Below are 18,297 nucleotides of genomic sequence, written 5' to 3'. Positions count from 1 at the left end.
CACAACACGGCTAGACAAAGAAAGTCGATTCGCTGTAGCCCAAAGACGGGTGAGCAGCCCGCACGGAGATTCGCCATGACTCAGATCGCCCGCATCAGCGACACCGGCAACGAACGCCGCCTGCAAGCCGAACGCCTGGTGGGCGCCGAGGCTTTGCAGGAAGCCCAGGCCTTGCGCTTCAACGTGTTCAGCGGCGAATTCAACGCCAGGCTCAAAGGCGCTGAACTGGGTCTGGACATGGATGACTACGACGTTCACTGCGCCCACATCGGCGTGCGTGACTTGAATACCGGTCGCCTGGTGGCAACCACCCGTTTACTCGACCACACGGCTGCCAGCAGCCTGGGCAAATTCTACAGCGAAGAAGAATTCAGCCTCCACGGTCTGGTGCACCTGCAAGGCCCGATCCTGGAAATCGGTCGCACCTGTGTCGACCCGGCCTACCGCAATGGCGGCACCATCGCCGTGCTCTGGGGCGAACTGGCCGAAGTCCTGAACCAGGGCGGCTACAGCTACCTGATGGGTTGTGCGAGCATTCCGATGCAGGATGGCGGCGTGCAGGCCCACGCGATCATGCAGCGTCTGCGCGAACGCTACCTGTGCACCGAACATCTGCGCGCCGAGCCGAAAAACCCGCTGCCGAGCCTCGACATTCCGTCGAACGTGATCGCCGAAATGCCACCGCTGCTCAAGGCCTACATGCGCCTGGGCGCGAAGATCTGCGGCGAGCCATGCTGGGACGAAGACTTCCAGGTCGCCGACGTGTTCATCCTGCTCAAGCGCGACGAACTCTGCCCGCGTTATGCCAAACACTTCAAGGCGGCTGTGTAATGGGCCGGTTGCGGGTGTACGCGCGAATCGCGCGAGTGCTGATGGTAGTGACGCTGGGCTTGGGCATGGCCAGTGTGTTCGGGCTGTTCGAGCGCTTGGGCATGGCCCATTCGATGGCGCGCCGGCAACGCTGGTCGCGGTTTTTCATGGCCCGCCTGAGCAATGCCCTGCCCTTCGACGTGACTGTCCACGGCGAGTTGCCGAAGGCACCGATGCTCTGGGTCAGCAACCACGTGTCCTGGACCGACATCCCGCTGCTGGGCATGCTCACGCCGCTGTCGTTCCTGTCCAAGGCCGAAGTGCGCACCTGGCCGGTAGCCGGCTGGCTGGCGGCCAAAGCCGGCAGCCTGTTTATCCGCCGTGGCTCGGGTGACAGCCAGTTGATCCGCAAGCAGATGACCCGTCACCTGGAACAGGCACACCCGCTGCTGATGTTCCCCGAAGGCACCACTACCGATGGCCGTTCGCTACGTACCTTTCACGGCCGCCTGCTGTCCGCCGCCATCGATTCCGAAGTGGCGATGCAGCCGGTGGCGATTCGTTATGTGCGTGACGGCGAGACTTGCGCGCTGGCGCCGTTCATTGGCGACGATGACTTGCTGTCGCATCTGATGCGGTTGTTCGCCAATGACCGTGGCGGCGTGGAGATTCATCTGCTCAAGCCAATCGCATGCGAAGGCCGGGAACGCGCGGCACTGGCGTTCGAGGCGCAGCAGGCGGTGCAGAAGGTGTTGTTTGGTGAAATTGTCGAACCGCAACGAGCACCGATGCGCCCTGCCATTGCGGCGTGACGCGATCTTTTATTCACCGAAGTACCCTGTGGGAGCGAGCTTGCTCGCGATAGCGGTGGGTCATTCAGCATCATCGTTGAATGTTAATCCGCAATCGCGAGCAAGCTCGCTCCCACAGGGGTTTTATGGTGTTGGATAGTTCCGGGCAAAATCCTGAAGCTGCGGATAGAACAACCTGAAGTCCTCGCTCAACGGTTCATACAACCGCCGCAATTCCTGCATCGCCGCCGCCAGTTCTTCCGGCCGGGTCAGGCGTCGCGAGATCCCGCGCAACACCTGCTCCAGCACTTCGAATTCCTGATACGAACCCAACCAGTCATTGGCCACCATGTGCGGCGCAATCCTCGCCAGCCGCTCCGGCAATTGCCGTTCGCTGGACAGCACCCGGTAAACGTCCGAAGTGAACAACGCCAGGGGCCGGTCGGCATACAACGTCCAGTCCCGGGCCAGGCAATGGTCGAAAAACACATCGAGCACGATGCCCGCGTAGCGACGACGGGTCAGGGAGAAACGCGACAACGCGACGTCCACCAGCGGATGGCGGTCGGTGAACACGTCGATGCTGCGGTGCAACTGGATAGCCCCCTCGATGTCCGGAGCGAACTGCCCTTGCAGGCGTCCCTTGACGAAATCGCCATACAGACTGCCGAGCAATTGGCCGGGACGCTGGCCACCGAGGTGAAGATGTGCGAGATAGTTCATGGGCGCAGCTTAGCACTGCCCCCTTGTCTTGTTACACTCAACATATCGTTATAACTCGATATACCGAAATGTGAGTTGGTCAGAGCCAAATCATATTTGTATATCGCGAAATACCGATTTAAAGTTCGCCTCATCGCGATATAGCGTTTTAAACATCACGAGCCCACATCATGACCATCAATCTCGACGAAATAATAAAAGCCCTGGCACACCCAGTACGGCGAGACATCCTGCACTGGCTCAAGGACCCGACCGTCGAATTTCCCGACCAGTCCCACAGTAACGAGCACGGCGTTTGCGCCGGGCAGATCGATCAACGTTGCGGCCTGTCGCAGTCCACGGTGTCCGCACACCTGGCGACCCTGCAACGCGCCGGCCTGATCAGCAGCCGCAAAGTCGGCCAGTGGCATTTTTTCAAACGCAACGAGGAAACCATCCAGGAATTCCTCAAAACCTTCAGTAAAGAGCTCTGACCCTTAACGTCAGTCGGCCGACAAGGAATTAAACAATGCCTCTCTCGCTACTCATCCTGGCCTTGAGCGCCTTCGCCATCGGCACCACCGAGTTCGTCATCATGGGCCTGCTGCCCAACGTGGCGGCGGACCTCGGTGTGTCGATTCCCGGTGCCGGCTGGCTGGTGACCGGTTACGCCCTGGGCGTGGCCATCGGCGCGCCGTTCATGGCGCTGGCCACCGCCAGACTGCCGCGCAAGGCAGCCCTGGTGGCGTTGATGGGCATCTTCATTGTCGGCAACCTGCTTTGCGCAGTGGCCGGCGACTACAACGTGCTGATGTTCGCCCGTGTGGTCACCGCTCTGTGCCATGGAGCCTTCTTTGGTATCGGTTCAGTGGTAGCCGCCGGCCTGGTGCCTGCGAACAAACGCGCTTCGGCCGTGGCCCTGATGTTCACCGGCCTGACCCTGGCCAACGTCCTCGGCGTACCGCTGGGCACCGCACTCGGTCAGGAAGCCGGCTGGCGTTCGACCTTCTGGGCCGTGACCGTGATCGGTGTGATCGCGCTGATCGGCTTGATCCGCTTCCTGCCGGCCAAGCGTGATGAAGAGAAACTCGACATGCGCGCCGAACTGGCCGCACTCAAGGGCGGCGGCATCTGGCTGTCCCTGAGCATGACCGCGCTGTTCGCCGCCTCGGTGTTCACCCTGTTCACCTACGTCGCCCCGCTGCTCGGCGAAGTCACCGGCGTTTCGCCCCGTGGCGTGACCTGGACCCTGATGCTCATCGGCCTGGGCCTGACGGTCGGCAACATCATCGGCGGCAAGCTGGCCGACAAAGGCATGGCCGCGACGCTGATCGGTGTGTTCGTCACCATGGCCGTGGTGTCCACCGTGCTGACCTGGACCAGCGTCGCGCTGATCCCTACCGAAATCACCCTGTTGCTCTGGGCCACCGCGTGCTTCGCCGCCGTACCGGCGCTGCAAGTGAACGTGGTGACCTTCGGCAAGGCCGCTCCGAACCTGGTGTCGACCCTGAACATCGGCGCTTTCAACATCGGCAACGCCTTGGGTGCCTGGGTCGGCGGCAGTGTGATCGCCCACGGCTTCGGCCTGACCAGCGTGCCGCTCGCGGCAGCCGCACTGGCGGTACTCGCCCTGCTGGTGACGCTGATTACTTTCCGTCAGAGCGGCAATCCCGACCTGGCCCCTGCTACTTCTAACTGATCTCCAAAAGAGAGCCACTAAATGACGACTATTTTCGATCCGATCAAACTGGGCGACCTCGAGTTGGCCAACCGCATCATCATGGCGCCACTGACCCGCTGCCGCGCCGACGAAGGCCGCGTGCCCAACGCGCTGATGGCCGAGTACTACGTGCAACGCGCCACCGCCGGCCTGATCCTCAGCGAGGCCACTTCGGTGACCCCAATGGGCGTCGGCTACCCGGACACCCCGGGCATCTGGTCCAACGATCAGGTGCGTGGCTGGTCCAACGTGACCAAGGCTATCCATGGCGCGGGCGGCAAGATCTTCCTGCAACTGTGGCATGTGGGTCGCATATCCCACGGTTTGTACCTGAACGATGAAGCCCCGGTCGCCCCGAGTGCCATCCAGCCCAAGGGCCACGTCAGCCTGGTTCGTCCGCTGGCCGACTTCCCTGTACCGCGCGCCCTGGAAACCGCTGAAATCGCCGACATCGTCGACGCTTACCGCGTCGGTGCCGAGAACGCCAAGGCCGCCGGCTTCGACGGTGTGGAAATCCATGCCGCCAACGGTTACCTGCTCGACCAGTTCCTGCAAAGCAGCACCAACCAGCGCACCGATAACTACGGCGGTTCCCTGGAAAACCGTGCCCGCCTGCTGCTGGAAGTGACCGACGCCGCCATCGAAACCTGGGGCGCCGGCCGCGTGGGTGTGCACCTGTCGCCACGCGCCGACCTGCATGACATGGGCGACGACAACCTCGCTGAAACGTTCACCTATGTCGCTCGCGAACTGGGCAAGCGTGGCATTGCCTTCATCTGCTCGCGGGAGAAAGAAGGTGCCGACAGCCTTGGCGCACAACTCAAGGAAGCCTTCGGCGGCCCATACATTGCCAACGAGCGTTTCACCAAGGACAGCGCCAACGCGTTGCTCGCCAGTGGCCAGGCCGACGCAGTCGCCTTCGGTGTACCTTTCATTGCCAACCCTGACCTGCCGGCACGCTTGCAGGCTGACGCACCGTTGAACGAAGCGCGTCCGGAACTGTTCTACGCCAAGGGCCCGGTCGGTTACATCGACTATCCAACCTTGTAGGCCTGCGAAAAACTCGAATAGCCCGGCGTTTTGGACGTCGGGTTTTTTTTGCTTTAAACAAGCCAAAACCCGCTTGTCATACTTAAATCTCTGACAACTTACCTGCCATCTAAATTTGCATCACACCTGCACGTACCCCAATACAAAATTACAATTAAAACCCAGACAAACCCAACAGAACAATCTAATACTTCACAACGCTTCGCTACAACATTTCGAGCGCCACGGAAAGCCTCTCAATAACTTTAAAGGATTAACAGCATGAACAACAATGGCCCGATAAACGTGCCTCGCATCATTGCACGCACAGAATATGAACCTGATGATTCCAGCATTTTTTCTGCTTCAGCCAGTAAATTCCCCAATCAATACACCATAATGACCATTAACATTTCCAACAACACCGATGGCCCGATCCGGCTCTTGAAAGCAGGCTGGGATTTGACCGGAACCTCGCTATCAGCTTTCGAAATCGAAGCGAACGATGAGCAAACCCTCGATCTTCCTTACCTTCGGGACTTCTCAAGTAATGGAATGTATTACAACAAAAGAAAGTTCGCCCCGATCCTGCAACAGTTCTCGTACATTACCGAAGATGGATTAATATTCACGCTAGCTATTCAGCTGACAGTTTCAGTGGTTTTCGGCGTCCTGCATCCGAACCTGAAACCAAATTGGTCAAAAACAATAACGCGATCCGGCAACAGCAACAGCTCATATAAGGTCACTGCCGACATCACGAAAAAGAATAAAGAGGCGCCCTTCAGTTTTAGCGTCGACTTGATAGTCGGTTGATACTGATCAGATAGAAAAGACGCCGGTGAAAAAACGTATCAAATCAGCTTGCTGATGCATTTTCTTCGCCACATTCCAGGCCCCGGCTCGCAAAACCGGGGTTCTTTTTAGCAGTAGTGGAATCCGCACGAGGTTCACTCCCCATGCAAGCTCGACACAAAATTCCTACAAATTATGTAGCCTGGTAGCTGTCAACCTGGCACACGTCCGTATATAAAAGCCCCCATTGCAAAAAAGGCACGCGAAGTAAAATGATCCTCGGTGACTTCAACGGTTGACTTGCAGGGAGCCAATTTATCATTTTGTTTCATTTGCACAGGCTGGGGCTAAAGCGCAACAGATCCAGCCCGGTATCGACCCAACGCTCGGCTTCGGCGTGCAATTCAAAGCTGTCGGGGGCCAGCAGCCACTGGTACAGGATGCCATCAATATAAGCATGCAAGCTGATCGCGGCGCGGGCCGTGTCGAGGTTTTCCGGCAACTGACCGCGATTCACTGCATTACTCAGGGCCAGACCGATCCGCACATTGCATTCGAGGCTGGCTGACACCCGTTGTTGGCGCAGGTCGCACATTTCATCGGTGAATTCGCACTTATGAAAAAGAATCTCATTGATGCGTCGGGTTTTCGGGTCCAGCGCAATTTGATGAAACAAATGAATCAGCAACTTTCGCATGCAGCCCAGAGGATCGAGTTCGTCTTCGCTTTCGCTGGCCTTGGCCATTTCTTCCAGCGGCTCATGCAGAGTGTCGAGCATGGCCTGCACAAGATCGGCCTTGTTGCTGAAATGCCAGTAGATGGCCCCTCGAGTGACGCCGGCCAGGGTCGCGATGTCCGCCAGGGTCGTGCGTGCCACGCCTCGCTCGAAAAAGGCCTTTTCGGCCGCCACGAGAATTTGCGCGCGGGTTTCCTGAGCTTCCTCTTTGGTACGACGGACCATGGCAGTACAACCTCAATCAGGGTGCTTCAGCGATGCCTGAACATCAGCTGAATAAAAGTGGGGCGAACGTTCCAGGGATTCGTCCCCGGCCTACAATTCCAACCTTTCAACGGCTTGTGTAGCGGCTTGTGTAACGGCGTTGATACGCAGCCTGGGTATTTACAAACAGCCATGTACGTAAGTATATTCCTTAGCAAGCTACTTATCCACTCGGCAAACATTTTTCAACCTTCCACCTTTCTAGTGCGCACCTTGCGTGCCTGACCCGAGGATTTTCATGCAATTCAAGCCAGCTGTTACCGCTCTGGTCGCCGCCGTCGCCCTGGCATCGCTGCTCAGCGGATGCAAAAAGGAAGAGGCAGCACCGGCCGCCCCACCGCCTCAGGTCGGCGTCGTGACTCTGCAACCTCAAGCTTTCACCCTGACATCCGATCTACCCGGCCGTACCAGTGCGTTCCGCATTGCCGAAGTCCGCCCGCAGGTCAACGGCATCATTCTCAAGCGCCTGTTCAAGGAAGGCAGTGACGTCAAGGCCGGCCAGCAGCTGTACCAGATCGATCCGTCGGTCTATGAAGCGACGCTGAAAAGCGCTGAAGCCAACCTGCGCTCGACCAAGTCGATTTCCGACCGCTACCAGCAACTGGTCAACGAACAAGCCGTAAGCCGTCAGGAATACGACACCGCCGTGGCCAACCGCCTGCAATCGGAAGCCGCGCTGCAAACCGCACAGATCAACGTGCGCTACACCAAGGTCTATGCCCCGCTGACCGGCCGCATCGGCCGCTCCTCGGTGACCGAAGGCGCGCTGGTGAGCAATGCCCAGGCCGATGCGATGGCGGTGATTCAGCAAATCGACCCGATCTACGTCGACGTGACGCAGTCCTCGGTCGAGCTGCTGCAACTGCGCCGTGAGCTGGAAAGCGGTCGCCTGCAGAAAGCCGGCGACAACACGGCTTCGGTCAAGCTGACCCTCGAAGACGGCAGCGACTACAAGCTGGACGGCAAGCTGGAGTTCTCCGAAATCTCGGTTGACCAGACCACCGGTTCCGTCACCCTGCGCGCCATTTTCCCGAACCCTGACCACACCCTTCTGCCTGGCATGTTCGTGCACGCCAAGTTGCTGGCCGGTGTGAACAGCGCGGCGATCCTGGCCCCGCAGCAAGGCGTGACCCGCGACCTCAAAGGTACGCCGACCGCACTGGTTGTCGGCCCGGACAACAAGGTCGAACTGCGTCAACTCAAGGCCAACCGCACCGTCGGCAATCAATGGCTGATCGAAGACGGCCTGAAGGCCGGCGATCGCCTGATCACCGAAGGTCTGCAATTCGTCAAACCTGGCATCGAAGTCAAGGCCAGTGAAGCGACCAACGTAGCCGTAAAGAACCCGGCCCCCGCCCAGGTAGCTGATAAAGCCTCTGGCGGCAAAGGGGAGTAAACCATGTCGAAATTTTTTATCGACCGTCCGATTTTCGCCTGGGTAATTGCCCTGGTGATCATGCTGGTCGGGGCACTATCGATCCTCAGACTGCCGATCAACCAGTACCCGAGCATTGCGCCTCCAGCGATCGCCATCTCCGTGGCCTACCCGGGTGCTTCGGCACAAACGGTTCAGGACACCGTGGTTCAGGTGATCGAGCAACAGCTCAACGGTATCGACAACCTGCGTTATGTCTCGTCGGAAAGTAACTCCGACGGCACCATGACCATTACCGCGACCTTCGAGCAAGGCACCAACTCCGACACCGCGCAGGTCCAGGTCCAGAACAAGCTGAACCTGGCCACCCCGCTGCTGCCGCAAGAAGTGCAACAGCAAGGTATCCGCGTCACCAAGGCGGTGAAGAACTTCCTGTTGGTGATCGGCGTGGTGTCGCGTGACGGCAGCATGACCAAGGACGACCTGTCCAACTACATCGTGTCGAACATGCAGGACCCGATCTCGCGGACCGCCGGTGTCGGCGACTTCCAGGTGTTCGGTTCCCAATACGCCATGCGAATCTGGCTCGACCCGGCCAAGTTGAACAACTTCAACCTGACCCCGATCGACGTCAAGACCGCTATCGCCGCGCAAAACGTCCAGGTGTCGTCCGGCCAGCTCGGCGGCCTGCCTGCCCTGCCCGGCACCCAGTTGAACGCGACCATCATCGGCAAGACCCGCCTGCAGACCGCGGAAGAGTTCGAAAAGATCCTGCTCAAGGTCAACAAGGACGGTTCCCAGGTTCGCTTGAGGGATGTTGCCGAAGTCGGTCTGGGTGGCGAGAACTACAGCATCAACGCCCAGTTCAACGGTGCCCCGGCTTCCGGCCTGGCCGTGAAACTGGCCACCGGTGCCAACGCGCTCGATACCGCCAAGGCCCTGCGCGCAACCATCGACAGTCTCAAGCCTTTCTTCCCGCAAGGGATGGAAGTGGTGTTTCCGTATGACACCACTCCGGTCGTAACCGAATCGATCAAGGGCGTGGTTCACACCCTGGTCGAAGCGGTCGCGCTGGTGTTCCTGGTGATGTTCCTGTTCCTGCAGAACTTCCGCGCCACCATCATCACCACGATGACCGTGCCGGTGGTATTGCTCGGTACATTCGGCATCCTCGCGGCTGCCGGTTTCAGCATCAACACCCTGACCATGTTCGGCATGGTGCTGGCCATCGGCTTGCTGGTGGACGACGCCATCGTCGTGGTGGAAAACGTCGAACGGGTGATGAGCGAAGAAGGCCTGTCACCCAAGGAAGCCACCAAGAAGTCCATGGGCCAGATCCAGGGTGCGCTGGTCGGTATCGCCCTGGTGTTGTCGGCGGTTCTGCTGCCGATGGCGTTCTTCAGCGGTTCCACCGGTGTGATCTACAAGCAGTTCTCGATCACCATCGTCTCGGCCATGGCCCTGTCGGTACTGGTCGCGCTGATCTTCACCCCGGCGCTTTGCGCCACCATGCTCAAGCCGATTCCCAAAGGCGAGCACGGCGTACCCAAGCGTGGTTTCTTTGGCTGGTTCAACCGCAATTTCGACCGTGGCGTTCGCGGCTACGAGCGCGGTGTCGGCAATATCCTGCAGCGCAAGATCCCGTATCTGCTGGCGTACCTGCTGATCGTGGTTGGCATGATCTGGCTGTTCACCCGCATTCCAACGGCGTTCCTGCCGGAAGAAGACCAGGGTGTACTGTTCGCCCAGGTGCAGACCCCGGCCGGTTCGACGTCCCAGCGCACCCAGGTGGTCGTGGACGAAATGCGTGAATTCCTGCTGCGCCCTGGCAAGGATGGCGGTGAAGGCGATGCGGTGAACTCGGTGTTTACCGTGACCGGCTTCAACTTCGCCGGCCGTGGCCAGAGTTCGGGTATGGCGTTCATCATGCTCAGACCGTGGGACGAACGTAACGCCGACAACAATGTGTTCAAGGTGGCGGCCCGTGCCCAGCAGCACTTCTTCACCTTCCGCGATGCCATGGTGTTCGCCTTCGCGCCACCGGCGGTACTGGAACTGGGTAACGCCACCGGTTTCGACGTGTTCCTGCAGGACCGTGCCGGTATCGGCCACGAAAAACTGATGGAAGCGCGCAACCAGTTCCTCGGCATGGCCGCACAAAGCAAGATTCTGTCTCAGGTGCGTCCGAACGGCCTGAACGACGAACCGCAATACCAGCTGGAAATCGATGACGAGAAGGCCAGTGCCCTGGGCATTACCATCGCCGACATCAACAACACCCTGTCGATTGCCCTGGGCAGTAGCTACGTCAACGACTTCATCGACCGTGGCCGGGTGAAGAAGGTGTACGTGCAAGGCCAGCCAGGCGCTCGAATGGGCCCTGAAGACCTGCAGAAGTGGTACGTGCGCAACAGCACCGGCACCATGGTTCCGTTCTCGGCGTTCGCCAAGGGCGAGTGGATTTACGGTTCGCCGAAACTGGCCCGTTACAACGGCGTGGAAGCGATGGAAATCCTCGGTGCCCCGGCGCCAGGCTATTCCACCGGTGAAGCCATGCTCGAAGTCGAAGCCATTGCCAAGAAACTGCCGGCGGGTGTCGGTATTTCCTGGACCGGCCTGTCGTACGAAGAGCGTCTGTCCGGTTCGCAAGCACCGGCGCTGTACGCCCTGTCGCTGCTGATGGTGTTCCTGTGTCTGGCGGCGTTGTATGAAAGCTGGTCGATTCCGATCGCGGTGATGTTGGTTGTACCGCTGGGGATCATCGGTGCGCTGATGGCCACCAGCCTGCGTGGTTTGTCCAACGACGTGTACTTCCAGGTAGGTTTGTTGACGACTATCGGTCTGGCGGCGAAAAACGCCATTCTGATTGTCGAATTTGCAAAGGAGTTGCACGAACAAGGGCGTAGCCTGCGCGATGCAGCGATCGAAGCCTGCCGCATGCGTCTGCGACCGATCATCATGACCTCGCTCGCCTTCGTCCTCGGTGTGGTACCACTGGCGATATCCACCGGTGCGGGCTCCGGTAGCCAGCATGCAATCGGTACCGGCGTAATCGGCGGTATGATCACGGCCACTGTGCTGGCGATCTTCTGGGTCCCGCTGTTCTTCGTCACCGTGTCGTCCATTGGCCAGCGCAAAATCGCCGACCAGGATGACGCTATTGAAACTTCTAAAGAGGCTGGCTAATGAGCAAGTCGCTACTCTCCCTGGCAGTCGCCGCCTTCGTGCTCGGTGGCTGCTCGCTGATACCTGACTATCAGCAGCCCGAAGCACCGGTGGCGGGCCAGTACCCGCAGGGCCCGGCGTACTCGCCGGCCCAGGCACCGGCGCAAGCGGCTGCCGAGCAGGGCTGGAAGCAGTTTTTCCATGACCCGGCGCTGCAACAGCTGATCCAGGTTGCCCTGGAAAACAACCGTGACCTGCGTGTCGCGGCCCTGAACATCGACGCGTTCGCGGCTCAATACCGCATCTCCCGTGCCGATCTGTTCCCGGCCGTCTCGGCCAATGGCAGCGGCAGCCGTCAGCGGCTTCCGGCTGATGCTTCCCAGACCGGCGAAGCCGGCATCACCAGTTCCTACTCGGCAACTGTTGGCGTCAGCGCCTATGAACTCGACCTGTTCGGTCGGGTTCGCAGCCTGAACGAAGAAGCGTTGCAGAAGTACTTCGCCACTGAAGAGGGTCGCCGCAGTACGCAGATCAGCCTGGTGGCCAGTGTGGCCAATGCCTACCTGACCTGGCAGGCCGACAAGGAACTGTACAAGCTGACCCAGGACACCCTCGCCGCCTTCGAGGAGAGCTACAAGCTCACCGCCCGCAGCAACGAAGTCGGCGTCGCCTCGGCCCTGGACCTGGCACAGTCGCGCACCTCGGTGGAAAACGCCCGTGCGCAACTGGCCAAGTACACCCGTCAGGTCGCCCAGGACGAGAACAGCCTGGTGCTGCTGCTCGGCACCGGTGTCCCGGCCAACCTGCAAGCGGCCAAACCACTTGACGACGACCTGCTGAGCGACGTTCCACCCGGCCTGCCGTCGGACCTGCTGCATCGTCGTCCGGACATCCTTCAGGCCGAGTACAACCTGAAGGCCGCCAATGCCAACATCGGCGCGGCGCGGGCTGCGTTCTTCCCGAGCATCAGCCTCACGGCCAATGCCGGCACCCTGAGCCCGGACCTGTCCGGTCTGTTCAAGGGTGGTTCGGGCACCTGGTTGTTCCAACCGCAGATCAACCTGCCGATCTTCAACGCCGGCGCCCTGAGCGCCAGCCTGGATTACTCGAAAATCCAGAAAGACATCGGCGTGGCGAACTACGAGAAGTCCATTCAAACGGCCTTCCAGGAAGTCGCCGACGGCCTGGCCGCCCGCCAGACCTACGTCCAGCAGTTGCAGGCACAGAAAGATTTCGTCAGTGCCAACCAGGACTACTACCGCCTGGCCGAGCGTCGCTACCGCATTGGTGTCGACAGCAACCTGACCTTCCTCGATGCCCAGCGTCAGTTGTTCAGTGCGCAACAGGTGCTGATCACCGACCGACTGGCGCAGCTGGTCAGCCAGGTCAACCTGTACAAGGCCCTGGGTGGTGGCTGGAACGAACAGACGGCGAAGAACGAGCCGTTGAAAGAAGAAGCGCCGAAGATGAAGTATTTCTGATAGCGCTGTAAAAACGAGAAGCCCACCGATTGGTGGGCTTTTTGTTGGCTGCGGGAAAAGGTGTGTTCTCAGTGATGGCCCCATCGCGAGCAAGCTCGCTCCCACAGTGGACTTACAGCGTGCACAAGATTTTTGCCAAACCCGGCCACCTGTGGGAGCGAGCTTGCTCGCGATGAGGCCCGCACAGGCCACACAAAATCCAGCGACATGTTGCGTTCGATAATCGCCCAAAACCTGCTTTTAACAATTGAACCATCCAGTACATTCCACGCACCATCCGAACCACAAAACCAATAACAACAGGTTCGACGCCATGCCCCCGCGCCCTGCCCTCTCCGGCTGATCCGCTTCGTTCGTGCTGATTTCGAATATTCGTCTGCAACCCAGGGTTGCGGCATCACCCCGCTTCATCCCAAAGAATTAGAGAGACCCGAGCCCATGACGCCTTCTCCCGCGCAGTACTTCGTTCCCAGCCTGATTGCCATGGCCCTGGCCAGCGCGGCCCTGCCCGCCATCGCCGAAGAGTCGGGTTTTGTCGAAGGCGCCAAGGTCAACCTGAACCTGCGCAACTTCTACATCAACCGCAACTTCACCAACCCGACCAAGGCCCAAGGCAAGGCTGAAGAATGGACGCAGAGTTTCATCCTCGACGCCAAGTCCGGGTTCACCCAGGGCACCGTCGGATTCGGCATGGATGTGCTCAGTTTATATTCGGTGAAACTCGACGGCGGTAAAGGCACAGGCGGTACGCAACTGCTGCCGCTGGATCATGACGGTCGCCCGGCGGATAACTTCGGCCGCACCAATGTCGCGTTCAAGGCCAAGCTGTCGCAGACCGAAGTGAAAGTCGGCGAGTGGATGCCGGTGTTGCCAATCCTGCGTTCGGACGACGGTCGTTCGTTGCCGCAAACCTTCCGGGGCGGCCAGATCACGTCGAAGGAGATCAATGGCCTGACGCTCTACGGCGGCCAGTTCCGGCAGAACAGCCCCCGCGATGACAGCAGCATGGACGACATGTCGATGACCGGCAAAGCGGCGTTCACCTCCGACCGTTTCAACTTTCAGGGCGGCGAATACCTGTTCAACGAAAAGCGCACCCAGATCGGCCTGTGGAACGCCGAGCTCAAGGACATCTACAGCCAGCAGTTCATCAACCTGACCCACAGCCAGCCATTGGGTGACTGGACCCTGGGCGCCAACCTGGGTTTCTTCTACGGTAAGGATGACGGCAGCGCCCTGGCCGGCGAGCTGGACAACAAGACCATGTACGGTTTGTTCTCGGCCAAATACGGCGGCAACACCTTCTACGTCGGCCTGCAAAAACTCACCGGCGACAACGCCTGGATGCGGGTCAACGGCACCAGCGGCGGTACCCTGGCCAACGACAGCTACAACTCCAGCTACGACAATGCCCAGGAGAAATCCTGGCAAGTACGCCACGACTACAACTTCGCCGCCCTGGGCGTTCCGGGCCTGACCCTGATGAACCGCTACATCAGCGGTGACAATGTGCACACCGGCACCATCACCGACGGCAAGGAATGGGGACGCGAAAGTGAACTGGGCTACACCGTGCAAAGCGGTGCGCTGAAGGACCTGAACCTGAAATGGCGCAACTCGACCATGCGCCGCGACTACAGCAACAACGAGTTCGATGAGAACCGCCTGATCATTAGCTACCCGATCAGCCTGTTGTAAACACAAAACAAATGTGGGAGCGAGCTTGCTCGTGATGGCGGTGTATCAGGCGACATCAATAGTGAATGTGCCGACGCCATCGCGAGCAAGCTCGCTCCCACAGGTTGCACGGTGTTACTGACTACTCCCGCGACTCAACCCCCAACTTATCCCACACCAACTCTGCCAGGTGGAACGTCGTGTGGGTCGCCGGGTTGCAGCTGTAAGTTGCGCTCTGCATGTTAATGCACTGCTTTTCCCAACGACCTTTCACCAACTCTTACGACATATCACCTTCAACCCAAAAGTCTTTCGCCACCACTTTCATCCAAGTATCACTGAAGGGCGTTTCCCTACACATAAACTCAATCGAACCTTTAATATAAGGCTTAGGTGGTTTCGATACAGCTGTTTCTACATCCAATTTTCCTGAACCAATGGATTCATAACTACCACCACCTTTCATGTCGATATACCATGCCAACACTGATTCATTGCCAGGACCGAGTATGTAGCGCTTCCCCGCTTCCATTTTTACAAAAGAGTTTATTTTAATTCTCTGACCATCTAATGCATCGCCAATATTCGCGAAAATCAGAGCATAAGTCTCATCCGCCCTCATGTAAAAACTGGTAGCTTTATATTCTTCAACAACATTCCCCCTAGTGATTTCCAACCGCATAAACCCAGTAGCTGCTTTCAAATCGGGGAAATTTTTATAAACCTCAGCCGAAGCTGAATCCCGCTTAATAAATTCTTCGCTCATTACAGTTACCTCAGTATCAGAACTTGAAAGATATTTACCTACAAGACCTTAATACAAAAGTACGCAAATACAACTATCAGAACTGCTAGGTACAATGAGCCACGCAAACCTAGTAAGCTTTAGTATTTTTCACTCAAGTAACTTATTCCACACTGCGGTATCAGTATGAAATGGCGCAACTCGACCATGCGCCGCGACTACAGCAACAACGAGTTCGATGAGAACCGCCTGATCATCAGCTACCCGATCAGCCTGTTGTAAACACAAAACAAATGTGGGAGCGAGCTTGCTCGCGATGGCGGTGTATCAGGCGACATCAATAGTGAATGTGCCGACGCCATCGCGAGCAAGCTCGCTCCCACAGGTTGTTCACCGTTACCGCTTACTCCCGCGACTCAACCCCCAACTCATCCCACACCGACTCGGCCAGGTGGAACGTCGCATTGGCTGCCGGAATCCCGCAATAGATCGCGCTCTGCATGATCACTTCCTTGATCTCGCCACGGCTGACACCGTTGTTGGCGGCAGCGCGCAGGTGCAGTTTGAGTTCACCCTCGCGGTTCATGCCGATCAGCATGGCGATGGTGATCAGGCTGCGGGTATGGCGCGGCAGGCCCTCGCGGGTCCAGATGTCGCCCCAGGCGTGGCGGGTGATCATCTCCTGAAACTCCGAGTTGAACTCGGTCAGGGTGGTCAGGCTGCGGTCGACGTGAGCATCGCCCAGTACCGCGCGACGGACTTTCATGCCTTCGTCGTAACGTTGTTTCTCGTCCACGGAATATCCCTCAACGAGCCAGCAGGAACGCCAGTACGCGTTCGCTGAAATCAGCGCCGGCCTGAACGTTGGACAGGTGCGCGGCATAGAACTCGGCGTACTCGGCGCCCGGTACATGTTCCTGAATGAAGTGCCCACCCGACGGCGGCGTGACCGCATCCTGGGTACCGGCGATCACCAGCAGCGGCGCCTTGATCGAGGACAACTGATCGCGGAAATCGGCATCGCGCACAGCTGCGCAATTGGCCGCGTAACCTTCTGGCGAAGTCGCCGCCAGCATGTCGGTAATCTGCTTGGCTGCCGCCGGGTTGGCCTCGGAGAAGTCCGGGGTGAACCAGCGCGCAATCGACGCATCGCGCAGGGCAACCATGGCCGCCTGACCATCCCGCAGCACCATTTCGATACGCGGGTTCCATACCGATGGATCGCCGATTTTCGCTGCGGTGTTGCACACGATCAGTTTGTTCAGCCGCTCGCCGGCGTTGATCCCCAGCCACTGGCCAATCAGCCCGCCCATGGACAGACCGCAGAAATGCGCGCGCTCAATGTGCAAGGCATCCAGCAATGCGAGCACGTCGCGGCCCAGTTGCTCGATGCTGTAAGACCCCGGCGTTACCAATGACTGGCCATGGCCGCGGGTGTCGAAACGCAGCACGCGAAAATGCTTGGAGAACGCCGGGATCTGCGCATCCCACATGTGCAGGTCCGTGCCCAGGGAGTTGGACAGCACCAGCACCGGCGCATCGACCGGTCCATCGAGTTGGTAATGCAGTTCGCCCTCGGCGAGTTGTACAAAAGCCACAGCAAGTCTCCTTCAGGCAGTCAATGCAGAATGTTCAGCCACCGCCCTCTCGACCCAGGTTTTGGCCTGGCCGAGGTAATGGGCAGGGTCCAGCAGATGATCGAGCTCAGCCGCCGACAGTTCGGCGGTCACTTGTGGTTCGTCGCCGAGGACCGCACGCAGGTGACGTTGTTCGGCCACGGCGCGTTTGCAGCATTGCTCCAACAGATGATGCGCGGTATCGCGCCCAACCCGCTGCGCGAGGACGATGCTCACCGCTTCGGCGAGCACCAGGCCCTGGGTCAAATCGAGATTGCGCGCCATGCGCTCGGCATCCACTTCCAGCCCTTGGGCGATCAACAATGCTTGATGCAGGCTGCCCGACACCAGGCAGCAGATTTCCGGCAGGGTTTCCCACTCGGCATGCCACAGACCGAGGCTGCGCTCGTGCTCCTGGGGCATGGCGCTGAACAGCGTCGAGAGCAAACCGGGTACGCGAGTCGCCGCGCCGATCAACACCGCCGCGCCCACCGGATTGCGTTTGTGCGGCATGGTCGAGGAACCGCCCTTGCCCGGCGCCGAAGGCTCGAACACTTCGGCGGCCTCGGTTTGCATCAACAGGCTGATATCACGCCCGAGTTTGCCGAGACTGCCGGCGATCAGGCCGAGCGCAGCGCCGAACTCCACCACACGATCGCGCTGGGTGTGCCACGGCTGATCGGGCAAGGTCAGTTGCAGTTCTTCGGCCAGCGCTTGGGCAATCGGCATGGCCTGTTCGCCAAGGGCCGCAAGGGTTCCGGACGCACCGCCGAATTGCAGCACCAGCAGACGCGGCTTGAGTTCGGCCAAGCGTTGGCGACTGCGGGTCACCGCCCCCAGCCAGCCGGCGACCTTCATGCCGAGGGTGACCGGTGTCGCATGCTGCAGCCAGGTGCGTCCGGCCAATGGCGTGGTCGCGTAGCGCTGGGCCTGGGACGCGAGTGTCTGCCCCAGTTGTGCCAGGTCGCTCTCGATCAGTTCCAGCGCCCGGCGCAGTTGCAGCACCAGGCCGCTGTCCATCACGTCCTGGCTGGTCGCGCCCAGATGCACATAGCGCTCGGCTTCGGCATCGGTGGCCGCGATCTGCTTGCCCAGCGCCTTGACCAACGGAATCGCCGAGTTACCCGCCGTGGCAATGGCCTCGCCCAACATCGCAAAATCATAAAGCCCGGCACGGCAAGCTGCTTCAATCGGCGCGACAGCACTCGACGGAATCATCCCGACCCGTGCTTCGGCCCGGGCCAATGCCGCTTCGAAATCGAGCATGGCCTGGACCCGACCCTGATCGCAGAACACCTCACGCATGTCGCGGGCCGTGAAATAGGCATCGAACAATTGATTGCCCGGTCGCTGGTTCATAAACAATTCCTGGAGGCGCGGGCCTGCGGTCC

16 protein-coding genes and 1 pseudogene are annotated in these 18,297 nt (G+C 59.3%); 11 read left to right on the top strand and 6 right to left on the bottom strand.

The annotated features are described in order from the left end of the window. Positions 1-75: 75 nt before the first annotated feature. Together olsB and PSJE_RS16325 are read left to right on the top strand one after the other, a co-directional pair. The gene (olsB, locus tag PSJE_RS16330; RefSeq protein ID WP_057400777.1) at positions 76-831 is read left to right on the top strand and encodes an L-ornithine N(alpha)-acyltransferase; all 756 of its coding nucleotides are present in this window, start codon (positions 76-78) and stop codon (positions 829-831) included. After that, positions 831-1,622, top strand: a complete 792-nt coding sequence (locus PSJE_RS16325; RefSeq protein WP_057716075.1) for a lysophospholipid acyltransferase family protein — start codon at positions 831-833, stop codon at positions 1,620-1,622. The genes olsB and PSJE_RS16325 overlap by 1 nt, the downstream gene beginning before the upstream one ends. 123 nt (positions 1,623-1,745) lie before the next feature. Here the strand turns inward: PSJE_RS16325 and PSJE_RS16320 are convergent, their stop codons facing one another. After that, positions 1,746-2,324, bottom strand: a complete 579-nt coding sequence (locus tag PSJE_RS16320; RefSeq protein WP_090453573.1) for an acyl carrier protein phosphodiesterase — start codon at positions 2,322-2,324, stop codon at positions 1,746-1,748. A gap of 170 nt (positions 2,325-2,494) precedes the next feature. Between PSJE_RS16320 and PSJE_RS16315 the strand changes: the two genes are divergently transcribed. From PSJE_RS16315 to PSJE_RS16300, 4 genes are all read left to right on the top strand, one after another. Further along, complete coding sequence (locus PSJE_RS16315) at positions 2,495-2,797, top strand: ArsR/SmtB family transcription factor (protein ID WP_008019443.1); 303 nt, start codon at positions 2,495-2,497, stop codon at positions 2,795-2,797. A 35-nt stretch (positions 2,798-2,832) separates the two neighbouring features. Continuing rightward, positions 2,833-4,002, top strand: a complete 1,170-nt coding sequence (locus PSJE_RS16310; protein WP_090453571.1) for an MFS transporter — start codon at positions 2,833-2,835, stop codon at positions 4,000-4,002. 21 nt (positions 4,003-4,023) lie between these two features. Then, on the top strand, positions 4,024-5,073 hold the full coding sequence (locus tag PSJE_RS16305) for an alkene reductase (RefSeq protein WP_057716078.1): 1,050 nt from the start codon (positions 4,024-4,026) through the stop codon (positions 5,071-5,073). Positions 5,074-5,334: 261 nt separating this feature from the next. Then, a complete protein-coding gene (locus PSJE_RS16300) occupies positions 5,335-5,868 on the top strand; it encodes a hypothetical protein (protein ID WP_057716079.1) in 534 nt (177 codons plus the stop codon). Positions 5,869-6,175: 307 nt separating this feature from the next. Here the strand turns inward: PSJE_RS16300 and emhR are convergent, their stop codons facing one another. Further along, complete coding sequence (emhR, locus tag PSJE_RS16295) at positions 6,176-6,808, bottom strand: efflux system transcriptional repressor EmhR (RefSeq protein WP_057716080.1); 633 nt, start codon at positions 6,806-6,808, stop codon at positions 6,176-6,178. 277 nt (positions 6,809-7,085) lie between these two features. On the opposite strand from emhR, the gene emhA reads away from it, so the two are divergent. From emhA to PSJE_RS16275, 4 genes are all read left to right on the top strand, one after another. Further along, entirely contained in the window at positions 7,086-8,243 is a 1,158-nt protein-coding gene (gene emhA, locus PSJE_RS16290; protein WP_057716081.1) for an efflux RND transporter periplasmic adaptor subunit EmhA, read from the top strand. Positions 8,244-8,246: 3 nt separating this feature from the next. Further along, positions 8,247-11,408: an efflux RND transporter permease subunit EmhB gene (gene emhB / locus PSJE_RS16285; protein ID WP_090453569.1), complete on the top strand. Its 3,162-nt coding sequence runs from the start codon at positions 8,247-8,249 to the stop codon at positions 11,406-11,408. Next, complete coding sequence (emhC, locus tag PSJE_RS16280; RefSeq protein ID WP_090453567.1) at positions 11,408-12,868, top strand: efflux RND transporter outer membrane subunit EmhC; 1,461 nt, start codon at positions 11,408-11,410, stop codon at positions 12,866-12,868. The genes emhB and emhC overlap by 1 nt, the downstream gene beginning before the upstream one ends. 438 nt (positions 12,869-13,306) lie before the next feature. Beyond that, complete coding sequence (locus PSJE_RS16275) at positions 13,307-14,566, top strand: OprD family porin (protein ID WP_090453565.1); 1,260 nt, start codon at positions 13,307-13,309, stop codon at positions 14,564-14,566. Between the two features lie 259 nt (positions 14,567-14,825). Here PSJE_RS16275 and PSJE_RS16270 read toward each other — a convergent pair whose 3' ends face one another. Beyond that, positions 14,826-15,311: a hypothetical protein gene (locus PSJE_RS16270; protein ID WP_090453563.1), complete on the bottom strand. Its 486-nt coding sequence runs from the start codon at positions 15,309-15,311 to the stop codon at positions 14,826-14,828. A 159-nt stretch (positions 15,312-15,470) separates the two neighbouring features. Here PSJE_RS16270 and PSJE_RS30625 point away from each other — a divergent pair. After that, positions 15,471-15,572, top strand: a pseudogene (locus PSJE_RS30625) (OprD family outer membrane porin); the annotation flags it as partial. A 121-nt stretch (positions 15,573-15,693) separates the two neighbouring features. Here the strand turns inward: PSJE_RS30625 and pcaC are convergent. From pcaC to PSJE_RS16255, 3 genes are read right to left on the bottom strand one after another with little or no spacing between them, the layout of a single operon-like run. Further along, the gene (gene pcaC, locus PSJE_RS16265; RefSeq protein WP_008016493.1) at positions 15,694-16,086 is read right to left on the bottom strand and encodes a 4-carboxymuconolactone decarboxylase; all 393 of its coding nucleotides are present in this window, start codon (positions 16,084-16,086) and stop codon (positions 15,694-15,696) included. Between the two features lie 10 nt (positions 16,087-16,096). Next, entirely contained in the window at positions 16,097-16,888 is a 792-nt protein-coding gene (gene pcaD / locus PSJE_RS16260; protein WP_090453561.1) for a 3-oxoadipate enol-lactonase, read from the bottom strand. Positions 16,889-16,900: 12 nt separating this feature from the next. After that, on the bottom strand, positions 16,901-18,265 hold the full coding sequence (locus tag PSJE_RS16255) for a 3-carboxy-cis,cis-muconate cycloisomerase (RefSeq protein ID WP_090453559.1): 1,365 nt from the start codon (positions 18,263-18,265) through the stop codon (positions 16,901-16,903). Positions 18,266-18,297: the final 32 nt, after the last annotated feature.

The sequence above is a fragment of the Pseudomonas jessenii genome, assembly GCF_002236115.1.
Lineage (GTDB): Bacteria > Pseudomonadota > Gammaproteobacteria > Pseudomonadales > Pseudomonadaceae > Aquipseudomonas > Aquipseudomonas jessenii.
Note: the sequence above shows the minus strand (reverse complement) of the source record. Positions and strands in the feature narration are given on the sequence as shown.